The organism is Verrucomicrobiia bacterium (assembly GCA_035495615.1).
Lineage (GTDB): Bacteria > Omnitrophota > Omnitrophia > Omnitrophales > Aquincolibacteriaceae > DATJFP01.
The window spans coordinates 38,486-62,928 of sequence record DATJFP010000089.1 but is presented as its reverse complement, the minus strand read 5'-3'; the positions used below and the strand labels follow the sequence as shown (position 1 = coordinate 62,928).

At 58.7% G+C, this 24,443-nt stretch carries 25 protein-coding genes; 2 read left to right on the top strand and 23 right to left on the bottom strand.

Annotated elements, in window-relative coordinates:
- From VL688_11550 to VL688_11510, 9 genes are all read right to left on the bottom strand, one after another.
- Positions 1 to 192: hypothetical protein (locus tag VL688_11550; GenBank protein HTL48682.1), on the bottom strand; the 192-nt coding region annotated here is incomplete at its 3' end.
- Between the two features lie 150 nt (positions 193 to 342).
- The gene (locus VL688_11545; protein ID HTL48681.1) at positions 343 to 1,269 is read right to left on the bottom strand and encodes a diguanylate cyclase; all 927 of its coding nucleotides are present in this window, start codon (positions 1,267 to 1,269) and stop codon (positions 343 to 345) included.
- Positions 1,266 to 4,574, bottom strand: a complete 3,309-nt coding sequence (locus tag VL688_11540; protein HTL48680.1) for a PAS domain S-box protein — start codon at positions 4,572 to 4,574, stop codon at positions 1,266 to 1,268. Before VL688_11540 ends, VL688_11545 begins: the two co-directional genes overlap by 4 nt.
- A 32-nt stretch (positions 4,575 to 4,606) precedes the next feature.
- The gene (locus VL688_11535) at positions 4,607 to 5,002 is read right to left on the bottom strand and encodes a response regulator (GenBank protein HTL48679.1); all 396 of its coding nucleotides are present in this window, start codon (positions 5,000 to 5,002) and stop codon (positions 4,607 to 4,609) included.
- A gap of 340 nt (positions 5,003 to 5,342) precedes the next feature.
- The gene (locus tag VL688_11530) at positions 5,343 to 5,525 is read right to left on the bottom strand and encodes a helix-turn-helix transcriptional regulator (GenBank protein ID HTL48678.1); all 183 of its coding nucleotides are present in this window, start codon (positions 5,523 to 5,525) and stop codon (positions 5,343 to 5,345) included.
- 38 nt (positions 5,526 to 5,563) lie between these two features.
- A complete protein-coding gene (locus VL688_11525) occupies positions 5,564 to 6,802 on the bottom strand; it encodes a DEAD/DEAH box helicase (GenBank protein ID HTL48677.1) in 1,239 nt (412 codons plus the stop codon).
- Between the two features lie 72 nt (positions 6,803 to 6,874).
- Positions 6,875 to 7,537 (bottom strand): type I 3-dehydroquinate dehydratase, encoded by a 663-nt coding sequence (gene aroD, locus VL688_11520; protein HTL48676.1) that lies wholly within the window; start codon positions 7,535 to 7,537, stop codon positions 6,875 to 6,877.
- 145 nt (positions 7,538 to 7,682) lie between these two features.
- Positions 7,683 to 7,910: a hypothetical protein gene (locus tag VL688_11515; protein ID HTL48675.1), complete on the bottom strand. Its 228-nt coding sequence runs from the start codon at positions 7,908 to 7,910 to the stop codon at positions 7,683 to 7,685.
- Positions 7,911 to 7,999: 89 nt separating this feature from the next.
- Positions 8,000 to 8,806 carry an exonuclease domain-containing protein gene (locus VL688_11510; GenBank protein HTL48674.1) on the bottom strand — a complete coding sequence of 269 codons (807 nt, stop codon included), beginning with the start codon at positions 8,804 to 8,806 and terminating at the stop codon, positions 8,000 to 8,002.
- Positions 8,807 to 9,030: 224 nt separating this feature from the next.
- Here VL688_11510 and VL688_11505 point away from each other — a divergent pair, with 224 nt between their 5' ends.
- Complete coding sequence (locus VL688_11505; protein ID HTL48673.1) at positions 9,031 to 10,854, top strand: Ig-like domain-containing protein; 1,824 nt, start codon at positions 9,031 to 9,033, stop codon at positions 10,852 to 10,854.
- A 91-nt stretch (positions 10,855 to 10,945) separates the two neighbouring features.
- Here VL688_11505 and VL688_11500 read toward each other — a convergent pair whose 3' ends face one another.
- From VL688_11500 to VL688_11490, 3 genes are read right to left on the bottom strand one after another with little or no spacing between them, the layout of a single operon-like run.
- Entirely contained in the window at positions 10,946 to 11,437 is a 492-nt protein-coding gene (locus VL688_11500) for a Spy/CpxP family protein refolding chaperone (protein ID HTL48672.1), read from the bottom strand.
- Positions 11,434 to 12,684, bottom strand: coding sequence for a hypothetical protein (locus tag VL688_11495; GenBank protein ID HTL48671.1), 1,251 nt, complete (start codon positions 12,682 to 12,684; stop codon positions 11,434 to 11,436). Before VL688_11495 ends, VL688_11500 begins: the two co-directional genes overlap by 4 nt.
- Positions 12,685 to 12,687: 3 nt before the next feature.
- The gene (locus VL688_11490; protein HTL48670.1) at positions 12,688 to 12,894 is read right to left on the bottom strand and encodes a hypothetical protein; all 207 of its coding nucleotides are present in this window, start codon (positions 12,892 to 12,894) and stop codon (positions 12,688 to 12,690) included.
- A gap of 173 nt (positions 12,895 to 13,067) precedes the next feature.
- On the opposite strand from VL688_11490, the gene VL688_11485 reads away from it, so the two are divergent.
- Positions 13,068 to 14,168 carry an ATP-binding protein gene (locus tag VL688_11485; GenBank protein HTL48669.1) on the top strand — a complete coding sequence of 367 codons (1,101 nt, stop codon included), beginning with the start codon at positions 13,068 to 13,070 and terminating at the stop codon, positions 14,166 to 14,168.
- Here the strand turns inward: VL688_11485 and VL688_11480 are convergent.
- The 11 genes from VL688_11480 to egtB form a co-directional block, all read right to left on the bottom strand.
- Positions 14,152 to 14,880: a PEP-CTERM sorting domain-containing protein gene (locus VL688_11480; protein HTL48668.1), complete on the bottom strand. Its 729-nt coding sequence runs from the start codon at positions 14,878 to 14,880 to the stop codon at positions 14,152 to 14,154. The two genes, VL688_11485 and VL688_11480, sit on opposite strands and share 17 nt — an antisense overlap.
- A 266-nt stretch (positions 14,881 to 15,146) precedes the next feature.
- On the bottom strand, positions 15,147 to 15,731 hold the full coding sequence (locus VL688_11475; protein HTL48667.1) for a ferritin-like domain-containing protein: 585 nt from the start codon (positions 15,729 to 15,731) through the stop codon (positions 15,147 to 15,149).
- A 264-nt stretch (positions 15,732 to 15,995) separates the two neighbouring features.
- The gene (locus VL688_11470) at positions 15,996 to 16,520 is read right to left on the bottom strand and encodes a hypothetical protein (GenBank protein ID HTL48666.1); all 525 of its coding nucleotides are present in this window, start codon (positions 16,518 to 16,520) and stop codon (positions 15,996 to 15,998) included.
- An 80-nt stretch (positions 16,521 to 16,600) separates the two neighbouring features.
- Positions 16,601 to 17,878 carry an AMP-binding protein gene (locus VL688_11465; GenBank protein ID HTL48665.1) on the bottom strand — a complete coding sequence of 426 codons (1,278 nt, stop codon included), beginning with the start codon at positions 17,876 to 17,878 and terminating at the stop codon, positions 16,601 to 16,603.
- Entirely contained in the window at positions 17,875 to 19,086 is a 1,212-nt protein-coding gene (locus tag VL688_11460; GenBank protein ID HTL48664.1) for a glycosyltransferase, read from the bottom strand. Before VL688_11460 ends, VL688_11465 begins: the two co-directional genes overlap by 4 nt.
- 139 nt (positions 19,087 to 19,225) lie before the next feature.
- Complete coding sequence (locus VL688_11455; GenBank protein HTL48663.1) at positions 19,226 to 20,374, bottom strand: NAD(P)/FAD-dependent oxidoreductase; 1,149 nt, start codon at positions 20,372 to 20,374, stop codon at positions 19,226 to 19,228.
- The gene (locus tag VL688_11450; protein HTL48662.1) at positions 20,367 to 20,924 is read right to left on the bottom strand and encodes a DNA-3-methyladenine glycosylase I; all 558 of its coding nucleotides are present in this window, start codon (positions 20,922 to 20,924) and stop codon (positions 20,367 to 20,369) included. Before VL688_11450 ends, VL688_11455 begins: the two co-directional genes overlap by 8 nt.
- A 100-nt stretch (positions 20,925 to 21,024) precedes the next feature.
- Positions 21,025 to 21,501, bottom strand: coding sequence for a VOC family protein (locus VL688_11445; protein HTL48661.1), 477 nt, complete (start codon positions 21,499 to 21,501; stop codon positions 21,025 to 21,027).
- Positions 21,502 to 21,527: 26 nt separating this feature from the next.
- Complete coding sequence (locus tag VL688_11440) at positions 21,528 to 22,052, bottom strand: hypothetical protein (protein ID HTL48660.1); 525 nt, start codon at positions 22,050 to 22,052, stop codon at positions 21,528 to 21,530.
- Between the two features lie 116 nt (positions 22,053 to 22,168).
- Entirely contained in the window at positions 22,169 to 23,104 is a 936-nt protein-coding gene (egtD, locus tag VL688_11435; protein ID HTL48659.1) for an L-histidine N(alpha)-methyltransferase, read from the bottom strand.
- A 15-nt stretch (positions 23,105 to 23,119) separates the two neighbouring features.
- Positions 23,120 to 24,403 carry an ergothioneine biosynthesis protein EgtB gene (gene egtB, locus VL688_11430; GenBank protein ID HTL48658.1) on the bottom strand — a complete coding sequence of 428 codons (1,284 nt, stop codon included), beginning with the start codon at positions 24,401 to 24,403 and terminating at the stop codon, positions 23,120 to 23,122.
- Between the last annotated feature and the right edge of the window lie 40 nt (positions 24,404 to 24,443).

Sequence of the window (24,443 nt, the reverse complement as noted above, 5' to 3'; positions counted from 1 at the left end):
CCCCTTGGCCCGGAACTCGCCCATGTGCGAGATGTCGAAAACTCCGGCGCGGGTACGCACCGCTTCGTGCTCTTCGAGAATGCTGGTGAAATACAAAGGGACTTCCCATTGCCCGAAAGCGCCCATTTTGGCCCCGAGGGCGAGGGATTGTTGGTGGAGGGGAAGCTCGCGTAGAGTCTCAGATGAGGCCAAGCTCAAATGGAGTCCTGTAATTTAATCTATTAAATGATGATGAATTTGCAAGGAGTCCGCCCCGGAACGGAGCGCCAAATGATAGGAAGCATTATAGGTTTGAAACGCTAAAAAGCAATCCAAAAAACGGCCTGAACCGGGACGGAGCGGCTATTTTTTCTGCGGGCCTGCGCCGCGTTTGGAATTCTTCTCGCGGTACATCTGGCGGTCCGCGGCTTCAAAGATTTCCCAGGGATTTTCCACGCGCGGCTCGTAGGAGGCGATGCCCGTACTGACCGACAGCGAAAGCGATTCGCCGGTTTCCGGCACGACATACCGCAGCTCTTCCACGCCCTTGCGGATTTTTTCCATGGCCTGACGCGCTTCGCTTTCGCCGCACTCGGGAAAGATGACGACAAATTCGTCTCCGCCGTACCGCACGGCCAGATCGGCCTTGCGGATCGATTGCCTGATGGCTTCGGCAATGGCCTTGATCACGGCATCGCCGCATTTGTGCCCGAAGCGGTCGTTGACGGGCTTCAAATTGTCGATGTCGATGACGGCGACGGAAAAGGTACGGGCGTACCGCTTGGCGATGTTGAAGATGAGGTCGATCTCTTTCTTGAAGAACTGGAAATTCGCGAGGCCCGTGAGCCCGTCGGTCATGGACACTTTTTCGTAATGCCGCCGCCGGCGGATCGCGGTGTTGATGCGCGCGAGAAGTTCTTCCATTTCAAAAGGCTTGGTGACGTAATCGTCAGCTTCGAGGTGCAGGCCTTCCAGCTTGTCCTCGGTCGTTCCTTTCGCGCTCAGAAAAATCACGGGAATGCGCGCGAGAAGCTCGTCGTCGTTCAGGCGGGCTTTCACCTGCCGCCCGTCGTAGCCGGGCATCATCACGTCCAGCAGGATAAGGTCGGGCGCGACGGTTCTCGCTTTTTCCAGCGCCTCGCGGCCGTTAAACGCGCTGTGCACGCGGTACCCGGCGCCTTCGAGGATCCGGACGAGGCCGCGGACCAGGTCTTCCTCGTCGTCCACCACGAGAATGGTCTGCATGCCTTGTTTGACCGCCATGGAAGCGCCATCCAAATAATGCGTCATACCGCCGCCGCTTCGCCGGCTTCGACCGGCAGGATGAGGCCGAACGTGCTGCCCTTGCCGAATTCCGACTGCACCCAGATGCGCCCGCCATGCTGTTCGACGATCCTTTTCGAGATGGCAAGGCCCAGGCCGGTGCCGTGCACCTTCCGGTTGGTGGAGGGATCGTGAACTTGTGAAAACGACGTGAATAATTTGCCCAGATTTTCCTTTTTGATGCCGATGCCGGTGTCGTGCACCGCGAGTTCGATCGTATTGCCCTTTTTTGCCGTCTTGATCGTCACGGCGCCCTGGTCCGTAAATTTCGCGGCATTGTCGACCAGGTTGATCAGGACCTGCGCGACTTTGTCCCGGTCGAAATCCGCCTCGGGAAGGTCGCCGGCCAGTTCCAGCTTGAGCGCCACGGGCTTATCTTTGAAAAGAGGGTGCACGGTTTTTTCGATCTCGAGGACGAGTTCGTTGAGATTGTGTTTTTTCTTCTCGTAGACCACGCGCCCGGCGTCCAGCTTCTGGAAATCCAGCACATTATTGATGAGGCGCGCCAGCCTGTCAACGTTGCGGCAAATCATGTCGAGCCATTCCTTCTGTTCTTCGGTCACGTCGCCCGAGCGCCCGCTCATCAGCACGTCGCCCCCCATCTTGATGGCGGTCAGCGGCGTCCTCAGTTCGTGGGAAACAACCGAGATGAACTGGGATTTCATCTCGAGGTCCTTTTTGTGCCGCAGGAGATCTTCGGCCTCTTTCAGCGCCGTGATGTCGCGGCAGACGGTCGAGATGCCCGTGATCCTGCCGGTGGCGTCCCGTATCGGCGAAATGGTGAGCGCGACCTTGATCGGCGTCCCGTCTTTCCGCAGCCGGATGGCCTCGTAATTCTCGAACGTACCGCCTTCCTGAATGCGGCTGATGATCCCGGCCACTTCCCCGGCATCCTCCGGCAAGGCCAGGATCGCGACCGGGCTTCCGATGATTTCGACGGCCTTGTAGCCAAAAATTTTTTCCGCGGCGGGATTCCAGCTCGTGATGGTGCCGGTCCGGTTCATGCCAAGAATCGCGTCGTTGGTCGATTCGACGATGGACGCCAGGCGCAGGCGCATTTCCTTGTTCTTGCGGCTTTCCGTGATGTCGCGCGCCGCGCCATAGATCAGCTTCTGGTCCGGCAGCGGGATCGCGTTCCACAGCAGCCAGCGGTAAGTGCCGTCCTTGCATAAAAAACGGTGTTCGTAGCTCTCGACGTTCAGGCCGGACACGACTTTCCGAAGCTCGATTTCGGACTCGGTCCTGTCTTCCGGGTGCACGAATTCGAGGGCGGGCCTCGCCATCAACTCTTCGTTCGACCAGCCGGTCACTTTCTGCCAGGTGGGATTGAGCTGCTTGAAATAGCCGTCGTAATTGACGACGCACAGCATCTCCAGCGATACGGTGAAAAACCGCTCACGCTCTTCCTGCATCTGGCGCCGCAGCGAAATGTCGCGGATGATACCCGCGAAAAAAAGGCCGCGGGAAGTTTTCCAATGGGAAAGCGAAAGCTCGATCGGAAATTCCGTTCCGTCTTTGCGGAGTCCGTGCAGTTCCAGCGTCTTGCCCATGACCTTGAGCTCGCCCGTATGGCGCAGGCGGTAAAGGCCGCGTTCGTGCGCTTCGCGGTAACGCTGCGGCATGATGATGGAAAGCGGACGGCCGATGACCTCGTAATCCGCGTAGCCGAAAATGCTGCTGGCGCCGTTGTTCCAGTACATGATGTAGCCTTTTTCGTCCGCGCAAACGATCGCCTCGTTGGCGCTTTCCGCGACGGACCGGAAGCGTTCCTCGCTTTCGCGGAGCTTGTCGTCCACCTCCTTGCTTTGCGTCCTGTCGCGCGTCACGCGCAAAAAGCCCTCGAGCTTTCCGGCCTTGTTCCGGAGCGCGGTCATAGTGACGCGCGCCCAGAATTTCGATCCATTCTTGCGGCGGATCCAGCCCTCGTCTTCCACGAAGCCCTGCGCCGCCGCGGATTTGAGCAGCCGCTGGGGCCTCTGATCGCTCACGTCTTCCGGAAGATAAAACATGAAGAACGGCTTGCCGAGCACTTCGTCCGCCTTGTACCCCTTGAGCTTTTCGCCGCCCGCGCTCCAGGAGGTGACGGATCCTTCGGGATCGAGCATGGTGATCGCATATTCGTCCACGCTATTCATGACAAGCCGGAACTGATCCTCGGTTTGCTCCAGCGCTTTTTCCGTCCGCTGGCGCTCGGTCAGGTCTTCGGCGACGTAGATCGTGCCTTCTCGAAGCCCCTTGCTGTTTTTCAAAACCGACGCGGAGATGCTGACCTGGACCAGCTGCCCGTCTTTGGCGGCCCATTGCATGGGATAGCTGCGGATCTTCACGATGTCGAAGGCCTCTCCTCCCTTGGAGAGGCTCGGATCCATGAGCCCGGCCACTTTGCCCAGCCCGGACGTCGTCGTGTATTTAAAAATCGCGGAACTGGGAAGGCCGATGATTTCGTTACGTTTGTATTTGAGCATCTCGCATACGGCGCGGTTGGCCACCCGGATGATGCCGTCATGGTCGAGCACGATGACCGCGCTTTCCATGGTCTCGAGGATCTGTCCCGCCGCGAAGGCGGGCGTCAAATCAACCAGGTGATAACGGAGCATGGTGTTTGAGGAAAGCAGGATAAAGAAAAGAATGGGAAGGTAACCCACGGGATAAATGTTCAGCCCCATGTTGGCCAAAAAGTCCACGCAGGCCAGCGAGCCGAGCGCAATGGCCCAAAGCATCGTGCGCAGGCGGTACTTGGCCCTTTTGGAGCCGGCGCTGCGGTAGCAAAGGCCGAGCACGGCAAGGCCCCCGAAAAGCGACGTGAAAAAAAACGTAAAAAAATAAGGCGCATGGCTGCCGTAAAGCGGGTAATACCCCCAGAAATAATGGTGGATGCCGCTCAGCCACACGTCCGAACGCAGGGCGAGATAGCAAAAATAAAAAGACAGCGCCACCATGGGCGGCAGCAGGAGCTGGTAACGCACGGGCGGCCGGCCCATGGCAAGAACAAACATATAAAGAAGGCTCGGAATCACGCTGACGCCGACATGCGTCCACCGTGAGACGGCAAGGGCCATCTCGGGATCGGGAATGAGAAAGACGATGCCGTAACTCGTGAGCCAAAGCGACGCGGAAAAAGTGAGAAGGCAAAACAGCAGGCTGATGCGGGAGAACCGCTCCCACAAGACGGTGAGAATGCCCAGAAGCGCGACGAGGATGCCGACGACCAGAGGCGGAAACGCGAAAAAATTAAGGGAATGGGACGCCGGACCCGAGACGAATTCTTCCACGCTTCTCCCCTCCTTTGCGGCGGCCGGTCGACTTAGGCGGCATTCTCCGCCGGCGTCAGCCGGTCGATTTCCCTGAGCAGGTCCTGCATCACAAAAGGCTTCGCGATGTAACTGTTCGCACCGATGACGCGGCCCACAATGCCGTCGACTTCGGAGCCTTTCGCCGTGAGCATGATGATGGGAATGCGTTGGATTCTTTCGTCGTCATTTTCCCGGATGCTCTTGCAGATTTCCTCGCCTGGGACATTGGGAAGCATGAGGTCCAGAATGAGGAGGTCGGGGGCCTTCGCGAGGACGGCGTTCAAGCCCGCCTGGCCGTCGTTGATGACCTCGACTGTATGGCCTTCCTTGCGGATGCTGAAGGCCACGGCCCTGGAGATGTCGGGATCATCCTCGATCATCAGAATGTGAGGTTTTTTCTTAGGCATCACTTTGTCCTTTCTTCAACGGCAGACGAAATGCCTGGAAAGACCGCTTCCGGAGCCTCACCCCCGGAACCCAAAAACCGGTTCGGCTCCGTGAAAAAGGCTTCAACTACGCCAAACCAAGGGCTGCGGCCCCTTCAAACCTTACAATAATAACGATACGCCGATTTCCACGGGATTGCAAAAACAGGATGACATTTTTAAACACTTAAAAAATTCGAACTTCGCCAGCGCCGGGGCTTACCAGCGCTTTGCAGATAATATTTTAATACAAAAGGGGTGTGGATTTAAAGCAAAGAAATTGCCGCGGGCGTGGGAACGGGGCTTATAAGATAGGAGCGGGTTAGATCTTGCCGGCCAGAAAGGCGCGGATAATGTCGGCCTGCTGGGACGTGGGCGGCACTTTGCCTTTTTCCAGCCGCGAGATCATTCCCTCGGGCACGCGCAGGCGCAGCGCCAGCTCGAACATCGTCAGTTTCTTTTCTTTCCGGACCCGCTTCATTCTTTCAACCAAGGTTTCGTTCATAATCGAATCCTTCCTTCCTATCGGTATAAAAGCGAAAGCTATCTGCGGCGCAAGGAGCCGAAAGACCTGACGCGGGAGCTTTTGAAGCCGGGCTTCGGCTGGACCCGGTTCTCGTAAAAAAGTTCGGCTGGGACTTCGGGGTGGCTCAAAATCGGCAGCGGCTTGCGCATGAGACGCTCGATTCTGCGTACGTCCTCGCCCTGGTCCGGAGTCGCGAACGAAATGGCGCGGCCTTCATGGCCGGCGCGGCCGGTCCTGCCGATGCGGTGGACGTAATTTTCCGCTTCTTCAGGCAGGTCGTAATTGACCACGACTTCAATGCCCGTCACGTCGATGCCTCGTGCCGCGATGTCGGTCGCGACGAGCACGCGGTACTTGGCTTTCTTGAATCCTTCCAGAGCCTCGCGGCGCTGGGCCAGCGTGCGGTCCGAATGAATCTGAGCCGCGTTCACGCCCGCTTCCTTCAATTGCCAGGCAATCCTTTTGGCGTCGAGCTTGGTCCGGCAAAAAATCAGAACGCTGCCGTGGTATTGCGCCAGAAGTTTCTTGAGAAGTTCCTTTTTTCTCTCGCGGGAAACGATATAAAGCTCCTGGGCAACCCGTTCGGGAGTGGCCCCGGACTTTGCGATCTCCACGCAAACCGGAAGTTTCATGTGCTGGGCGGCCATGTCCAGGATGGGCTTAGGCATGGTGGCGGAATAAAAAAGCGTCTGCCGTTCTTTGGGCACGCTGCGCAGGATGCGCCGCACCTGCGGCTCGAATCCCATGTCCAGCATGCGGTCGGCCTCGTCCAGGACGAGAATCGCAACGTCGCCGAGAGTAAGCGTGTGCTGTTCCAAATGGTCGATCAAACGGCCCGGAGTCGCGATCAAAATGCGCGGGTGTTTACGCAGCGCCTGGATCTGCAGGCCCATGGAAGCGCCGCCGATCAGTACCGTGGCCCGCAGAGTGCCGTAAAGAGGCGCAATTTTCAGGAACGTTTCGTTGACCTGGATGGCCAGCTCGCGCGTGGGCACGAGCACAAGCGCCCTGCCTTTATCCATGATCGACAGCCGCTGGATAATGGGAAGGGCGAAGGAAAGCGTCTTTCCGGTGCCGGTTTGCGCAATGCCGATGAGGTCTTTGCCTTCCAGGGCCGGAGTAATGGCCTTGTGCTGGATCGGGGTAGGATGCTTGAATTTCAGCTTGTCGAGAATCTCGATCAACTTGGGGGCGAGCCCCAAACCGTCGAACGTGTGATGGCTTTCCGTTTGCATGTGGGGGTCATTATACGTCAAATCGTCCCTCCTGTGGGGTTAAATCTTCATGTCCGTGGAAGTTAAGGAAAACGGCAGGCAGGGTCCGGAAACTCAGTTCCCGGAGGAACCCGGGTACCATTTTTGTAAAAACGCCCGGGTCGCGTCGAAATCCAGCTGTCCCGGTGCCGTGGCTTTGCCCCAGGGGGCATAGGTAATGAGGGAACCCAGGGCCGGGAAAAGGATCCGGGAAACCGTACCTTGCCGGCCCATGGCGATCGTGACGATATTTTTTTCGGAATGCTCGACGGTAAACCGCGCCAGGCGCCGCACGTCTTCGGAAGTCCGGGCCATGGCCGCGATTTTCACGATGTCCGCACCCAGCGCCGAAGCCCGGCGGAACAGGCGCCGCAATTCGCGGTCCGGAGGCGTGCGTTTGAAATCATGGTAGGAAACGATCACGGCCTTGTTTTTTCGGTGCGCCGCGGCCGCCACTTTTTTGGCCAGCGCGCCCGAAGAAAGCTCGACATCCACGGCATCCACATGCGGGATCAGCGCCTCAAAAAGTTCCAGCCTTTTTTTCTCCGGTTTTTTCCAGCCTCCCCCTTCGCGCGCGGAGCGGATGGTTGCCAGGGTAGGCGCTTTCCTATAATAAGGGAGGATCTTACGCAGGACGTAAGGGGCATCCCCGCGCGAAAACAGGTCGATCCTGAATTCGACGAGGTCCGGACGTCTTTTGCCGCGAAGGATTTTTCCGGCCGGAGCCGAATCCGTCACGCTGAGCGCAAGACAAGGACGTCCTTTTAAAGTCAATTTTCCGATACGTACGGCAGGTGGCGTCATGGCTCGAGAACAAGGGTTGATGTTATGGACTCTTTTTAATTACGTCGCCCCCCTTGAATTCTTGAGCCGGAGCAAACGGTTACCGGTATTGCAGCACGTGTTCTTTTTCCGGATTAATCCCGTGAAAGACCCGGTAGCGGATATCGCGGTAAACTTCCGCGGTGTTGGGATTCGCCCATTCCACGAAAAGGCGCAGGGCTTCGATCTCAAGGTTCAGGCGGTCGATCTCGGCACGAGTGTCGAGCCTCAGATTTTTGATGCGCCCGCCCATGCTTTCAAGCTCGTGTTTCAGGATGGATTCGCTCATGGTTTCCCTCCTTGGTGAGAGACAAACCATTCTACTCCCGCGCGCGGCCGAGCTCTGTCGGGATTTGGAGGTCTTTTGAGACGACGGGCTTAAGACTCGACGGGCGGGCACTCGGTCGCGGCGTCGGCTTTCACGGGGAATTGGCCTTTGAGCGCGTTCGCCACGACTTCTTTGATCTCATCCGAAAAATCCTTGCTGAGGATCCACTTGAGATAGCCGGGATCGGCTTTCACGAGCTCTTCCAGCGGCCGCTTACGGGCATATTTCCCGAACATGGGATAGAGCTTGCCGTTCCACCAGCAAAATTTGCGTTCGGACCCGTAATAATCCGACAGCACGTTGTATTCGAATTTGTCCAGAACCGAAAGGTCCTGCTGTCCTTCACCGTAGCGCTCGACCTGCTTGGCCAGGATTTCGAGGACCGCCTCGCTGTCGGCCATGGCCGAATGCGCGCCGGCCAGGTCCTTGTCGCAATAAAATTTATACGCGGCCGTGAGGTCCCGCTTTTCGTTCAGGTGAAACACTTTCTGGGCGTCGTAGATTTTCCGTTCCTTCCATTCGAAGGTCAGTCCGGCCTCGGCAAATTCCCTTTCGAGGAGAGGCAGGTCAAAACGCTCGATGTTGAAGCCCGCGAAATCCGCACCGGCGATGAAGGCGAATGCTTCCTGGGCAATCTGCCGGAAGAAAGGCGCGTTCTTGACGTCCGCGTCGGAAATGCCCGTGAGCTTGGTGACGACTGCCGGGATGGAGATGCCGGGATTGACGCGCTTATAGTACGTTTCCCGCGTGCCGGCGGGCGTGTAACGAATGAGAGCGATTTCGATGATCTTGTCTTTTTCAACCCATACGCCGGTCGATTCGATGTCCAGGCAGATGAGATCGTGTGATACCTTCATGAGGAAGTTCCTTTCTTGGCTGAATCAGGCCGTATTCTAAAGGCAAAAAGCGGAAAAGACAAAACATTCGTCCCTCGGGGCGCTTCCTACGTCCCGGCGGCAAGCCCTCCTACAAGCGAAAAAGCCTCACCCCGGTTATAGACCCTTCCATTCCATTTCATAATACGCCCAGTTTTGAGCAACAAATTCCCGGTCATCAAAAGTTATCCATGAGGGCATCCATCATGAAAAGTCCAATCGCCTTAACGCTCGCAGCCTTTCTCAGCCTCACGCCTCCGGTTTTCGCGGCCGATCCCCTTCTGACCCCGCAGACCGTCGGCCCCGTTACGACTCCCGATCGCGCCGCGCCCGTCACGACGGCCGGTTCCAAAGTTCCGGACGGCAGTCTGCTGCCTTCGCTGTCACCTTCCCCGCTTACAAAAACGGCCCCGGCGCAAAAAACAGCGGCGGCGCAGCCTCAGACGGTGCAGGCCGCGTCGACAGGCGATCCCGCGGTTTCGGAAGACGGCTATTTCACCGGAGTCAGAAACGGCGCGGAGCTGTCCGGTACCGTAAAAATCAGCATCAACCCGGATTCGGGGCTGCAGGTCAAAAAAGTGGCTTACTACCTGAACGGGACGCAGGCAGGCAAAGAATACGCGTCCCCTTATACTTTCGGCGGGCCCTCGGGTTATGACACCACCCGGCTTGCGGACGGCCAGTACACGCTGAGCGGCGCCATCACGACTTATTCCGGCGACAAAGGATTTTCCTATACGTTCACGATCAAAAATTCCGGAACCACGACTCCGCCGGATACCACGCCGCCCGACGCGGGACAGCCGCAGCCCATTTCTCCAGGCGGAAGGACGCTGGGCGGATTGGATTACTCGGCCCAAAACGCCGGATTCGTAGACGTGGAAAAGCAAGGAACGCTTTCGTTTCTCGCCGACGGCAACGGAAAACTCTATATCGTGGACCGTTTGAACGCGGCCTCGCCCAAAGAAATCGCGCGCCTTTCTTTCCAGACGCCGCTTGTCGACATCCTCGCGGACGGCTCCACGCTCTGGGCCGTGGAACGCGGCGCTTCCACTCCTGATGGTTTCCGTTCGCAGGTGTGGAAAATCAATGTCTCGAACCCGGCCGCGCCCACGCGGGTTTCGTTCCAAGGCCCCCTGAACGCAAAGGCGCTCGCCGTCGACACCCAAAACATCTACATCCTCCACCGGGACGAATACAATGTCCGGACCTGCGATAAAAATACGTTGGCCTGCGAAATCCCGACGGGTGCCGCGGCCTATTACAATGCCGGCGATTTCATCCATAAAAACAGCCGCGGCACATTCACGGCGCTGAAAAACGGGACTTACCTTTACGCGACGGGCGATTTCACGCCCGAAGTACTTGCGCAGCCGCTTCCGGCGCCGGCCAATCATCTGGCCGGTTCGGGAAATCTGCTGTTCGCTTCGCTGCAGGACGGCACGGTCGCCATTTACGATACCGCGCAAATCACCGATGGGTCGAGCGTCCCCCGCGTGCAGACCCTTCACCCCCAGTCCACGCCCGTCTTCAGCGCGTATGAAAACGGCGTCCTCGCGGTCCTGGAAAACGGCGGACAGATCGAAGTGTACGACCTGAACAATCTGCAAAGTCCCGTACACGTGGACAGCCTGACGCAATCGGGGGCGGTGAGCCTAAAGCTCGAGAACGGAAAACTCCACGTCGTCAGCGCCACCGAATACCGCATCCTCCAGATCCAATCCGGAACTACGACTCCGCCGCCCCCCACGACGAGCGGCGACATGGCCGGCATTTCCAACGGCCAGACGGTTTCCGGCGCGGTGCATTTCGGGCCTTCGAGCCAGATCCTGGGGCAGGTGCGGAAAGTCGCCTATTATCTGAACGGGACACAGTCGGGAAAAACCTACACGTCGCCTTTTACCTGGGGCGGCTCCGGCGGATTCGACACGCGCACGCTGGCCAATGGGACCTATACGATCAGCGGTTATTACACGACGGCCACCGGCGACAAGGCCTTCGATGCCGTGACCTTCACCGTGAAGAATTAAGGAGTGAAAATGATGGCGGGAAATCGGGGACATACCCGGCCGGAATCAATGAATTCCGGCGGGGTGTGTCCCCGCTACCTGAGGGACAGGTCTAAAGACCTGTCCCTTTGTCGCGTTTTTCCGTTTCGTCGAGCCACTTTTTGCCGAGGTCGTTGAGCGTCTGCTGCTGCCGGTCGTCCAGCGTGCCTTTCAGCCGGAAATAGGCGTCGGCCACATTTTGGGAAAGTTTTTTCTGGGTATCGAATTTTTGCTCGATCAGTTTCTGCACTTCCGCTGGATCTGCCCCCTCGTCGTGGAGCTTGGTAAAGATGTCGAGCTCGAAAATCTCGATTTCGGCCCCGCCTCGGATCAGGTTTTTTTTTGTCTCCGTGTTCAGGTCACGGATGGAGCGCACCTGCTCCTCCGTCAGGCCCAGCTGCTCTTTCTGCTTGAGCAGGAATCCCGCCTTGCGAAAAAAACTGTCCGGCGAGGGCTGGAATTCCTGCCATGCCGCCTCGCTTCTCTGAGCTGAAGCGCGCGGCACGCCCAGCGCCGCAAGCGCGAGAATGAGAGCGCCTATTTTCCCTGCCCCGCGCGCGCTCATACGGCCTTCTTCCGCAGTTCGGTATCGAATCGCAGGAAGGCGCCGATGCCGCCCGTGCGTTTCAGCATTTCCTTGGCTGGTCCCTGCACCTTGTCGATTTCCCCGCCTGTCGACAGAACCTTATGAACGATGAGCTCCATGAGGTCGGGAACCTTGAAAGCATTTGCGCCGCAATAAGGGCAGATCGGAGAATTTTCCATCGCCAGCAAACCGCATCCCCCGCATTCAAAGCCTTCGGCGGCCAAATCGTCGGCGTAATAAATTTTCCAGACAATCCCCTGCTGGAGTGCGTCCAGAACCGGCTCCATGTGCGTCAAGGCCTGGCCGTTTTTTTTCGCGGCCGCGATAAGCCGCCTCACGTCTTTCTTCTCTTTTTCGCGTCCGGCTTCGGACAGCCAGTGGAGGCTCTGTTTCAAAAGGTCATGATCCGTGATATGGATCGAAACCTCTTTGAGCGCGGCCACAGCCTGCCTGAGGGACTTGGGAAGCGCTTCGCGGAAATGGCGCGTCGCTTCGACCGGACCGGCGATGAAAAGGCGCCGGAATTGATGGGTGGTTTCCCAGGGCACGAGAATCTCGTCAATGGAATCCGTGAAATGCCAGGCCGCGTGCTCCTCGGCTTTCCGCTGGATGTTCATCTGCGACAGACGGTGGTCCGCCCCGGATTCCTGGATGTGCCGGACGCTCAATTCGGCGTGATGGGTCTTGGAGTCCACGATCCCTCCCGCATTCACGAGCAGGAAGCGGCCCTTTTCGCGGTCCACCAGGGCCACGGCATAAGGTTCGTATTCCTCCAGGATCTCGACCAAAGGCTTGAGATGCGGGCTTTCGTTCCATATCACCCGATTCGCCATCGGCACCTGAAATTCGTAAACGTGGAAATACTGCTCCGAGATATCGGAAAAAAAGGCAAAGCTTCGGGTCCGGGAATTCGGGTTGAAATCGGCAAGGTAACGCTGGACGGGCTTCACGTCCTCGAGCAGAGCGGCCCGCCGTTCGGAGTCCAAGCCCGCTTCGAGCGTCTGGAGCCGTGAACGGAATTCGCTGCCGAGAGATTCCTTGCCCATGTCCCAGGCGGAATTGACATTCAGATACACGCTCAAAACGGGGCTTCCCGGAGTTTTCTGGCGGGACAAATTTTCGATGTCGGATCGCGAGATCATGGCCTGATCCTTGTGAAGAGTTTTCCATGAGATTCCCGGCAGAGCCGGGATCATTTTTTTCCGGTCCGTTTGTTTCTTTTTCATCGTTTAAAAAAGTCCTCCCAGCAGGTCGAACGGAAAAGAGACGACGTCGCCCAGGAAATAAAACAGAGTCCCGATCGGCGTGTCCGCGACTCCCGTCCCCCAATGGGCCCTCGAGTGCGTCGTGTCAGTCACGACAACGTCCGCATGCGCGGCCGGCGCGAGAAAAGCCGTTAAAAGCAAGATGAACGCGAGTTGACGAAGTTTGTTCATGGTGTGCCTCCTTATTTTTACCGCGGCCTATTTCATAACAAGACGCCGTTTCCGGCAATCAGGCATTGGGCAAATCGGCTTCAGGTAGTTTGCGCTTACTCCCGCTCTTTTGCCTGACGAACGATGATGCTTCTTACTGATCGCCATTCTTATCACACAAGATAAAATAACTTATGCCCTCGAAGAAACTTGCCCAATTTTCGGAGAAAGCCGAATGCCTGCAAATGCTGGCCGAGGAAATCCCGGACTTCGCCGTGATCGGCCTTGATCCGGCGGGTCGTATTGTGGAGTGGAATCTCGGAGCCGAACGCCTGCTCGGGTGGGCGGAAGCGGAAGCCCTGGGCCAGGAAGCGTCCATTATCTTTACGCCTTCGGACCGGGCGCGCGGGGAGCCGCAAAAAGAAATCGGAACCGCGGCCGAAAGGGGCAGCGCCAAAGATGAGCGCTGGCATCTGCGCAAGGACGGGACGGTATTCTGGGGAAGTGGAAGCATGACCGCCATCCATTCCGAGGACGGCGCGGTCGCCGGCTTCATCAAAATTTTCCGCGATTTCACCGATTACAGAACCCTGGCGGAAAGCCTGAAAAAATCAAACCGCGACCTGGAACAATTCGCGCACACGGTTTCGCACGATCTTCAGGAACCGCTGCGCGTCGTGGCGCTGTATGCGGATCTGCTCAAACGCCGGGCCGGCGCCGATGCCGGGGCGGAAATGAAGCAGTTTCTCGACTTTATCTACGAAGCGGCCGCCCGGGCCCAGAACCTCACTCAATCCCTTCTCAATCTTGCGAAGTTCGGCGCCACCCCGCCGCGCTTACAAGCCGTCAATCTCGCGACAATCGTTGAAGCCACTCTTCATAACATGCAGGCGCGCCTGCGGGAGAAGAAGGCGGTCGTTCTGACCGAACCGCTTCCCATGGTCACAGCCGACAGCCTTCAAATAGGGCAGCTCTTCCAAAACCTCATCTCGAACGCGCTCAAATACAATGACTCGCCCTCGCCTGAGATCCGGATCGAGATGGAAGAAAAAGAGCTGGAATGGCAAATCGCGGTAAAGGACAACGGCATGGGCATCCGAAAAGAAGACCGGGGAAAGATTTTTGAGGCGTTCACGCAGCTGGGGATGGCCGTCCAAGGGTCGGGGCTGGGGCTTGCGATCTGCAAGAAAATCGTGGAACGCCACGGCGGAAGAATTTGGGTGGAGGCCCATTCGCCGAAAGGCAGCGCCTTTTTCTTTACGCTTCCGAAGGTCCGGCCTAGCGGCGCGTCTTGAACGCCAGTCCGAGCAGAAGTCCCATGCCGGCAAGGAGAATCGAGGAAGGTTCCGGCACGGAAGGCGAAGGCACCACGGCATCCTGCGTTTCGAGAAGCAGCTTACGCGGACTTGTTCCCGAGCTGTTTCCGAACAAGTACTGCAGGGTGCTGTCCTGAAGGGTCGAGAGCCGCGCGCCGAACGCAAAATAGCCCGAAGCATTGTTCAAATCCAGAAGCGCTCCGGCATTGAGGGGAATCAGAACGGCTTGACCGTCATCCGCATTGCTGACGCTGGTGGAACCGTATTTCACGCCGGTGCCCAGGTCATCGAAATAACCCGTTTGGCCAACGGCCGTCTGCGCCAAAGTGACGGGATCGGTGGAAACGTCGTAGATGTCCAGCGTCTCCGTGGTATCGCCGCTGGTGTAATCCGGATTGAACAGGCTGAGCGTCGCGCTGACGATGGGATCGGTTACCGAAGTGAGATCGAAAATAAAAAAGCCCCGATGCTCACCTCCATTGGTGGTGCAAGGAACCGTAGGGCAGCTGCCGGTCAAATAGTTCAGGTTGCTGTTGGTATGGGAACCGTTGTCCAGGTACCATCCCGAGTACACGGCATCGAGCGTCACGCTCGCGGCATGCGCGGTTTGGGCGGCGGACAGCACTGCGATAAAGGAAATCAAAAAGGCAGAAAAAATCTTCGGCAGTTTCGAAAAAAAACGAACGATCATGAGCTCACCTTCGATTGGTATTTCCCGGGGGGCACCGCGGGGTGATCGCATTATAGGCGAAGCCTTTTTTACCCACAATCAGATTTGCAGGAATTTGCCGGAAATTTACATATAAAAATAAGGCTCCAGCCCTATCCCGGACAAGCCTGGACACAACTGGACTTCGTCAGGATTGAGGTGAGAGACTCGAAGCGGGCTAACGGGCGCAGTAGACCGGCGTGCGGATGCGGCGCTTTTTGCGTTTTCGCGCCTCGGGCCGGGGGCGGCTATTTATTCGTATCATCAAGAGCCGAAAGAATTTTCGCAAGATCGTCGGCATGCTCTTCTTCCTTCTGCAGAATGCCCTCCATGATACGCCGCGTGGTAGGGTCTTTGTCCGCGATGAATTGGACGATGGCCGTGTAGGATTCTATCGCGATCCGTTCCGCGATCAAGTCTTCTTTTACCATGTCCAGAAGGGACCGGCCCTCTAAATATTCGGAATGGCTCCGTGAAAGAAGGCCTTCCGGATTCAGGTCCGGCTCCCCGCCCAGCTGCGCGATGCGCTCGGCGATCTGGTCCGCGTGCTCCTGCTCTTCGGCCGCGTGTTCCTGAAACTCCGCGGCTACGGATTGCGAATGGATCCCCTGCGCCATGAAGTAATGCCTTTTGTAGCGCAGCACGCAGACAATCTCCGTCGCGAGCGCTTCGTTCAAAAGTTTGAGGATCGTCTCACGGTCGGCGTGATAGGCCTGCGTGACCGCGCCGTCCTGGATGTGCTGGCGCGCGCGGCGGCGGATCGCATCCACGTCCGCGAGAAAAGGCTGCGAGAAAACCACGTCTTTTTCGGCTTTGGACTGAGGCGTTTCCATGCGTCATCCTTTCTCGTTAGCGGCCGATGCGGAATGAGTCCCAGGGCATTTTGCAATGCCCTGGGATTCCGCTCCCAATCCAGTCCGCAGTCCCCCCCGGATCCGCGGGCCAGTTCGAGAGAAACTCACCGCTTCCCAACACGGGCCGATGTTATCGTAAGAATAATTTTTCGCGCTTTCTCGGTTACGGTTTCATTGTAGGCCGGCGCTTTTTCGTTTCGTATCGGGGAAACATGGAATGTGCTCTCAGGCAAACTCGGAGCCTCATCGTAAATAAGTGCGCGCCAGCCAGAAAAAAATTCCCAGCACGATCCCGCACAGCACGGCGGTGACGGCGGCCTTGATTCCTTCTCTTTTCAGTTCATGCCGGATGCCCGCCTTGACGGCGGGGCTGCGCAGGAAGGCCAGCGTTTGGAGCTCTTTGCCGATGTTGAGCGGCTCCACGCCGCCCTGCGCGTTCACGTGCTCGAAACGGATGTGCGGATGACGCCGCGCTTCACGGAGCAGCTTTTCCGCGATCATGCAAAACTGCACCGGGATCTCGTCGACGACGCCCTTGATTTTGCGCGCGCGGATGCTGGCGACGCTCAGGTGATCCGGCTGCCCGTCCTCGGCGTAGAAGCGGACGGTCTCGTGGCCCAGCACGTCAAACATCACGCCGGCGGTGTAATCGTTTGCGCTATGGGTCTCTTTTTTGCCCACCGCGCGGATGGATTCCCAAGGCGTCAGGGCGCCGTCCTTGCCCACGATTCCCCATTCGTTGATTTCCTCGATGAGAATTTCTTCCATGATCACCTGTCCTATGCTAAGACCCGGGAATTATTTGTAAGTCGGGCAAACGAGGGATTTCTCCTAGGAAGAAGCCCGGTTCAGAATTCGCGCATGACGAGCTGGAGCTTGCCCGTGCGCGAAACCGGAAGCGATTCGGTTTTGAGGATCTCGATTTCGAGGGGTTCTCCGAAAAAGGCGCCGTCCAGAACTTTGCGGATTTCCGCGGCCGTGTTTTCACCGAAAGTTTCGGAAGGGATGACAAGCACCTGCAGATGAGCGGGCGATTTCTGGACGATCTTGTACTGGAGGATGCCGTCGAAGCGCATATGCGTCACGGCCCGGGCCGAAACCTTGCGGCCGCTGGGCAGCACGAGAAAATCGTCCGAACGGCCCACCACGTTTTTGAGCAGCGGAAGCGTGAGCCCGCACGGGCAAACCGCGCGGCTCAAAATCCCCCGGTCCCCGATTTGATAGCGGATGAACGGCGAAAGGCGGCTGTTCAGGCCGGTGATGACCAGATCGCCTTCTTCATCGGGCGCCGCGGGACGGCCGTCTTTCAAGACCTCGACGACGGCCGCGTCGGGAATCAAATGATAGCCCTGATGCCAGCGGCATTCGAAGCCGATGCGCGCGATTTCCGTGGCCCCGTAAGTGTGATAGAGCGGCGCGCCGAATGCTTCTTCGATCGTCGAGCGCCAGGAATCCGGAAGGACTTCCCCCTGCGCGATGAGCCAGCGCGGCGACACGGACGCCTTTCCCCGCTTGAGCGCCTCGGACAGGCGCAGAAGAACCGACGGAAACGTGTAAACCACGTCCGGCTTCAAGGCTTCCATTTCGCGAAGGATGATTTCGTCGGGCTGCCGGAGCGAAACGATGTGCGTGCGCTTGAAGCCGAGCTTTGCGAACGGGCCCGGACGTGCGGGCTTTTCCGAAAGGATCGCGGAGATCTGGCAGAAACGGTGATACGGCCGGATGCCGAGCTTGCCGAAGCCATAATTCATGAGCGCGCGGTCCCAGGCCGCGCTTTCCGCGTCACGCCAGACCGTGATGGGGATGCCGGAGGATCCCGTGGTCTGGGACGTCCACACGCGCGCCTTGTCCGTGCCTGAAACCAGAAAATCGTCCGCGGGATTCGAGCGCCTGTCCTGCTTGGTCAGCATGGGAAGGCGCCTGAAATCATCCCACGAGCGGATCATGGACGGATGGAGGCCCGCTTTTCCGTACGCGTGGCGGTAATAAGGGACGCGCTCATAGGCGTGGCCGACAAGGCTCTTCATGCGCTCGAATTGATAAGCCGAAAGCGTTTCGAGAGAGGCGCGCTCTTTGGCCCGGATCCGATTAAGGCAGTGCACGGAACGCAGAATGTCGGCGATCATGATGAGATCCTTTCCGGGATTAAGATCGCGCCGCGCCCGTAGGCTTTTTCCGGCAGCGGAGAATGAGAAAGTTTACGGAACCACGCGGCGTAACCGGCATCCACCCGCTCCGCGCTGAAGCGTTCCCGCGCGCGCGCGGCAATGCCCGCACGGTCGATTTTCTTTTTCAGCCAGGACGCGGCGGCCGAGGCAAAGACTTCCGGGTCCTCGGTGTCCACGACTTCCCCGTCTTCCGCGTGCGGCAGCAAGTGTTTCATGATGTCCATCACGGGAAGCGTCACCACCGGCGTGCCGCAGATCAGCGATTCCGCCACCACGTTGCCCATGCCTTCGCTCCGGGAGGCAAACCAGAACAGCCGGGCGCGGGAATAAAGCCGGCAGAGCCGGGGCATGTCCTTGATCTCGCCTGTGAACCGGACCTCGATGTGGCGCGGCAGCCGGACCTGAAGCTGCTGGAGCCCCAGAAAATAATCGCCGTCCGCGCAGGGCCCGACAAACCAGATACGCACCGGCTCCTTGAAATGCGCCGCGGCTTTGAGCAGGAAGTGGACGTTCTTGCGCGCGCTGACCGTGCCCACCCACAGAATAAGCGGGGGCTCGGGGCTGTCGGCGATCTCGGGCTGGACGGGAAATTCGATGTCGATGGGATTCAGCCGGCACCAGATTTTGTCCTGCGGAAGGCCCCAGTTCAGGCAGGCCTTTTCCAGCGGCGGAGAAATGGCGATGATGAGCTTGGCAAAACGGAAAGGCTGAGTGAAAAACCAGCGCAGCGGGAAAGGTTTTGCGGCTTGGAGGGTCCGGGGATCGTCGCTGCCGAGAAGCACGATTTCTTTGACGACGGGCTTGCGGGCGAAAAAGGCAAGCCACGCGACAAGCGAGGGAAACCATCCTGAGCCCGAGGTCAGCACAAGGTCGACCCGCGGCGCGATTTCAAAAAAACTGCGGATCATTCCGGCAATCTGCCGGAGCAGCGCAATTTTTTTCGAGAAGCTGCGGAAATCGCGCTTCAGCGTGCACTCGACGTCGCGCAGGATACAGATGCCGTCGACGACTTCGTTTTTTTGCGGGGCGGCCCTGTCCCAGGACGTCAGGACATAGACGTCTTCCAGCTGGGATTTCTTCCTGAGACGCTGGAACGTACGATGAAGCCGGAGCCCGTCTCCCGCATAATCCGGTGGATACTTCAAAATTCCCACGAGAATGTTCACAGTAAAACTCCGCCTGATTCACGATTGATAGAAGTGTCGCGTGCAGGCTCCTTTAGCTTATGGAAAATCAACTTTGTTCGAATCGGGAAAAAGTGAGGACTGGTGTCGGGCAAAATCCCGATTGCGCAGGGGGACGCGCCTAACGGCGCGGAAGCATGGCCATGCGCCGCAGGAACGCATGCCGCAGAGAGGGAATTTTCAGGACATGGCCCGCCAAGCCGAGGATGGTTTTGATATAGCGGCCGTCCCGGAAAAGCAGGACTTTCGTGAGTTGGTTCGTAAAGCGGTTGACGCCTTTCCGCACGGCCAGGCGCCTTTCGCGTTCGTAAGCCCGCAGCTCCTCGGGGTCCCGGCAGTCCAGGGCCTTGAGAAGCGTTTTGCACAGGACTTCCGTGTCCTGGATACCGGCGTTCATCCCCTGCCCGCCCACGGGGCTGTTGAGATGCGCGGCATCCCCGGCAAGCGCCGCGCGGCCGCTGACAAAGCCGCTGCTCAGGCGCTGATGAAGATGAAATTCGCTTTGCCAGACAAGCTCGTACCGGTCCTGGCCGAAGAGTCCGCGGACGCCTTCTTTCACGCGCTCGTCGAGCGAAAGCAGGCTCGACGACGGATAAAGCAGGATCAGGCGCCACAGGCTTTTTTCGATGAGGATGCCCGCCGCGAACGGGCCCTGCGTGGAGAACCGGGGAAAATCATAAGGCTTGTCGTCACCCAGATGCACGTCGGCCAGCGCGGCCCGGATGCCGTACGTGCGGCCCTCGAGGGTAAATCCCAGCGCTTCGCGCACCGCGCTGTGCGCGCCGTCACATCCGGCGACGTACAAGGCGTCGGCCGCGGCAGGCTGCCCGTTCTGTTTGTATTCCACGGTCACATGCGTGTCCGCATGGAGAAGTTTCACGACTTCGCTGGAAAATTTGACTTCGGCCTTGGGTTCCCGGGACAGCGCTTCGTACAGGAACTGTTCGGTCTTATTCTGAGGAAGGATCAAAGCCTGCGGGAATTTTGTTTCTTCCGCCAGCTCGCGGAAAGAAAGCGAGAGAAGCACGCGGTCCTTGTCCGCATCGGTAAAATTAAAATCGGGACGCACGATCCCTTCCCGGACAAAGCGGTCGATGACGCCGAGGCCGGCCAGGATTTCCTGCGTGCGCGGCCAGATGGCAGGCGCACGCGAGTGCGGGTCAAAGCGGTCTTTTTTTTCCAGGACGAGCACGGACTTTCCCGCGCGGGCAAGCCCCAGGGCGAGCGAAAGCCCCACCGGTCCTGCGCCCGCGATCAGGACGTCAAGCATGTCCCGCCCGCTTCCGGCGCGGCGCGCCTTTTAATTCGCGGTGCCGGTAGCAGCTCACGACATGGTCGTTCACCATGCCCACGGCCTGGAGATGGGAATACAGCACGATGGACCCGAGAAATTTGAAACCGCGTTTTTTCATATCTTTGCTGAGCGCGTCGGATTCGGGCGTGCGGGCCGGGAGCTCGGCGAGCGATTTCCAGCGGTTGATGCGGGGCTTTTCTCCCACAAAGGTCCGCAGGTAGTTCGCGAAAGAACCGTGTTCGGAAAGGATTTCGAGAAACCGCCGGGCATTGTTGATGGCGGCCTGGATCTTGAGGCGGTTGCGGATGATGCCCGGATCTTTGAGAAGCTTGCGGACCTGCGGGGCCTTGAAACGGGAGACTTTCACGGGATCGAAACCGGCAAAGGCTTTGCGGTAATTCTCGCGCTTGCGCAGGACAATGGCCCAGCTCAGGCCCGCCTGCGCACTTTCCAGGACCAGGAATTCGAATTGCTTGCGGTCGTCCGACACGGGGACGCCCCACTCTTCGTCGTGGTAGCGCTGCATGAGCGTATCCCGGATCCAGGCGCATCTTTTTTTGCCGTCTTGCGCAGGCTCATTTTTCATGAGAGGGATTCTAACCCGAAACGGACCTTCCGGCAATCGATCAGGTTTTGGCTTCGTGCTGGCTCATGCATTCCGCGGCGCGGCGGCGCAGTTCGTCTTCCGGCACGTCTTCGATATGCGTGGAGACCGTCCACAGGTGGCCGAACGGATCTTCGAACGTGCCGCTGCGGTCGCCGTAAAACTGGTTGGCCATGGCTTTCCGCACGGCGGCGCCTTCGGCCACGGCCCGATTGAAAATCGCGTCGGAATTTTCGACGTAGACGAGCAGGTTGACGGGTGAACCGCCCAGCGATTGCGGCCCCAGAAAGCCCATGTCGGGAACTTCGTCGGCCAGCATGAACGTGGAGTCGCCGATCTTGAGTTCGGCATGGCCCACTTTGCCGCCGGGCCCTTCCATGCGCATCTTTTCCGCCGCGCCGAAAACTTTTTTGTAAAACTCAATGGCTTTGTCCGCCCGCCGGACGATCAGGTAGGGCGTGAGCGTGTGATACTCCTCGGGAACAGGTTTGACCGGCATAACGGCTCCTTCCGGGGAGGATGAGGTTAAGACGCTTTTTTGACGGAAATGACCGTGGGATCGCTCAGCTTCCCGCCTTTGCGCCCCTGCCAGGTTTGCGTCAGCGCGTCGCCGCTGAAAGAAAGATCCAGCGCGTCCATCTGGTCTTCGGATTCGGGAATCCCGCTCGCGGGCGAGCTCTTGAAGCTGAGCTTGTTCTCCCCCGTCGAAACAAGATCCAGCTTCGGCTGGTTGCCCATCATGCAATAGTGCGTCATGGTCAGCTTGCCGTCCGGGCCGTCGTGATACACGGAAACCATTTCATTCGGCGTTCCGGGAAAAAGCGTTTCCACGAGCGCGGTGCCGCCGGACGTCAGCTTGTATTCGACGGCCGCATCCGTCGGCTTCTCGGCGCCGGTCTGGCCCGTTCCTTTCCATGTTCCGACAAGGGACTTCATCCTTTCAAATTCCGGCGACGCGGGATGGAGAGGATGCACGTGCTCCGCGGCGGGCGCGGCATACAGCGGCGAGGCGCAAACAAGGATCAACAAGAAAGAAAGGGCGGTTTTCATGGTTCCTCCGGCTTGGATACGACTTTTAATGAATCGGAAAGGCATTCTAGCCGGATCGAGGCCGGAACGCAACCGTCCGCCCCGCGCCGGAGGATTTCTTGCCGGACCCTTCCCGGTCAGGCACGGGCGAGGTAATGGACGCTGAAAAGGCGAGCGGGATCGGTCCAGGTTCTTTCCACCGACGCCCCGAAAGTCCCGGCGAGATTCTGGAAATCTTCGAGGCTGTACTTATAAGAATGCTCGGTGCAGATGCTCTCGTTTTCGCGAAGCCGGATGGTTTCGCCGGCCAGCTCAATCGTCTGCTCGGCGCCGCTGACCAGGTGCATTTCGATCCGCCCTTCAGCCTCGTTGTAAAAAGCGCGGTGCGTAAACTTTTCCGTGCAGATGCCGGTGCCGAGCTCATCGTTCAGGCGGCGAAGGACGTTGCGGTTGAAGGCCGCGGTCATGCCGCTCCGGTCGTTGTAAGCGGCTTCCAGCACGCGTTTGTCTTTTTTGAGGTCGACGCCGATGAGCAGCGCGCCTCCGGGGCCCGCGTCTTCCAGGAGGCGGCCGAGCAGCTCCCCCGCTTCTTCGGGAGAGAAATTGCCAATGGTGGACCCGGGAAAATAAAAAACGCGCCGTCCGGCGGCCTCGGGAAGACGGAAAGGCGCCGTGAAGTCCGCGCAGACAGGAAGGATTTTAAGGCGCGGAAACCGGGACCGAAGCTCGCGCGAGCTTTCCATCAGGCGGAAGCGCGAGATGTCGACGGGCACGAATGCCGCGGGACGGCTCAAATACTCCAGCAAAAGCCGCGTCTTGAGTCCGCTGCCGCTGCCCAGCTCCACCAGCACGGCGCCGGGCCCGGCGAGCCGCGCCATGTCCGCGGCATAATTGTGCAGGATCTGCACTTCGGTACGCGTCGGATAATATTCCTCAGTGCGGCAAATCGCGTCAAAGAGCCGCGAGCCGCGCTCGTCGTAAAAATATTTACACGGGATTTTCTTCTCCCGCCGCTGCAGCCCGTCCAGCACGTCGTGCAGGAACGTTTCTTTTCCCGGGGCAAAATAAACCATGGGATCCTCTTCGGGTTAACGCGCCAGCCGTAGGCCGGAAAACTGCCAGCGCTGATGGGGATAAAAAAAGTTGCGGTATGTGGGCCGGATGTGCGACGCCGGCGTCACGCACGAGCCGCCGCGCAGCACGATCTGATTGCACATGAATTTTCCGTTGTATTCGCCGAGCGCGCCCGGACCGGGCTTGAAACCCGGATACGGCGCGTACGGGCTCTGCGTCCATTCCCACACATCGCCGTACAGCTGCGCGGGACGGGCCAGCGGGCCGCCGGATGAAGGCGCGGGATGCAGGCGCCCGGATTCGCGGAAATTGCCGCCCACGGCCGCCGTGCGCGCCGCGGTTTCCCATTCCGCTTCCGTGGGAAGGCGGCATCCGGCCCAGCGCGCGTACGCGTCCGCTTCGTAACAGCTCAAATGGCAGACAGGCTCGTCCATGTTCAGCTTCTTCATGCCGGCAAGCGTAAAGACACGCCACTCGGATTTGCCTTCCGCTTCCCAATAAAGCGGCGCGCGCCAGCCTTCGCGGCGGGCCGTTTCCCACCCATCCGAAAGCCACAGCTCCGCATGATCGTATCCTCCGTCTTCGATGAAGCCGAGGTACTCGGCGTTCGTCACCAGATGCGATGCCAGCGAAAAAGGCTCGACGTAAGCCTGATGTTCCGGCATTTCGTTGTCGAAGCCGAAACCGCGGCCGTCATGGCCGACCACGCGCAGCGACCCGCCGTAATCGATCCAGCGCGCCGCGCCCGCCCTCTCGCCTTCCGGGGGCGCTTCTTCGGAAAGGTAGGCAGGACGGTACGGGCTCAGGAAAAAATTGTATTTGATGTCGGTGAGAAGGAGCTCCTGGTGCTGCTGCTCGTGATGCAGGCCCGTATCGAAAACGCGGAGCTCTTCGCCGCCCAGGCGCCCGGCTTTTTTTTCAAGGACTTCGGCCACGCGCTGGTCCACGTTCGCGCGGTACTCCAGCACCCGGGAAACCGAAGGACGGGAAATCTGGCCCCGCCTGCCGCGCGGCTGGCGCGCGCCCACGGCTTCGTAATAAGAATTGAAGAGGTAGGAAAAAACCGGGTCAAAAGGCTTGTGATGCGGTTCGAGCGGCGCGAGAAAAAACGTCTCGAAGAACCAGGTTGTATGCGCCAGGTGCCATTTCGGCGGGCTCACGTCGGGCATGCCCTGCACCGCGAAATCCTCGATCTCGAGAGACTCGCACAGGCGTTCCGACTCGCTGCGCACGCGGACATAGTCTTCTTCCTTGCGCAGCGTTTCCGACGGGCTTGTCTGGGTCAGTGTCACACTCATGAAATCCCCCGTGGCCCTCATTAAAACGCGGGACGGCGAG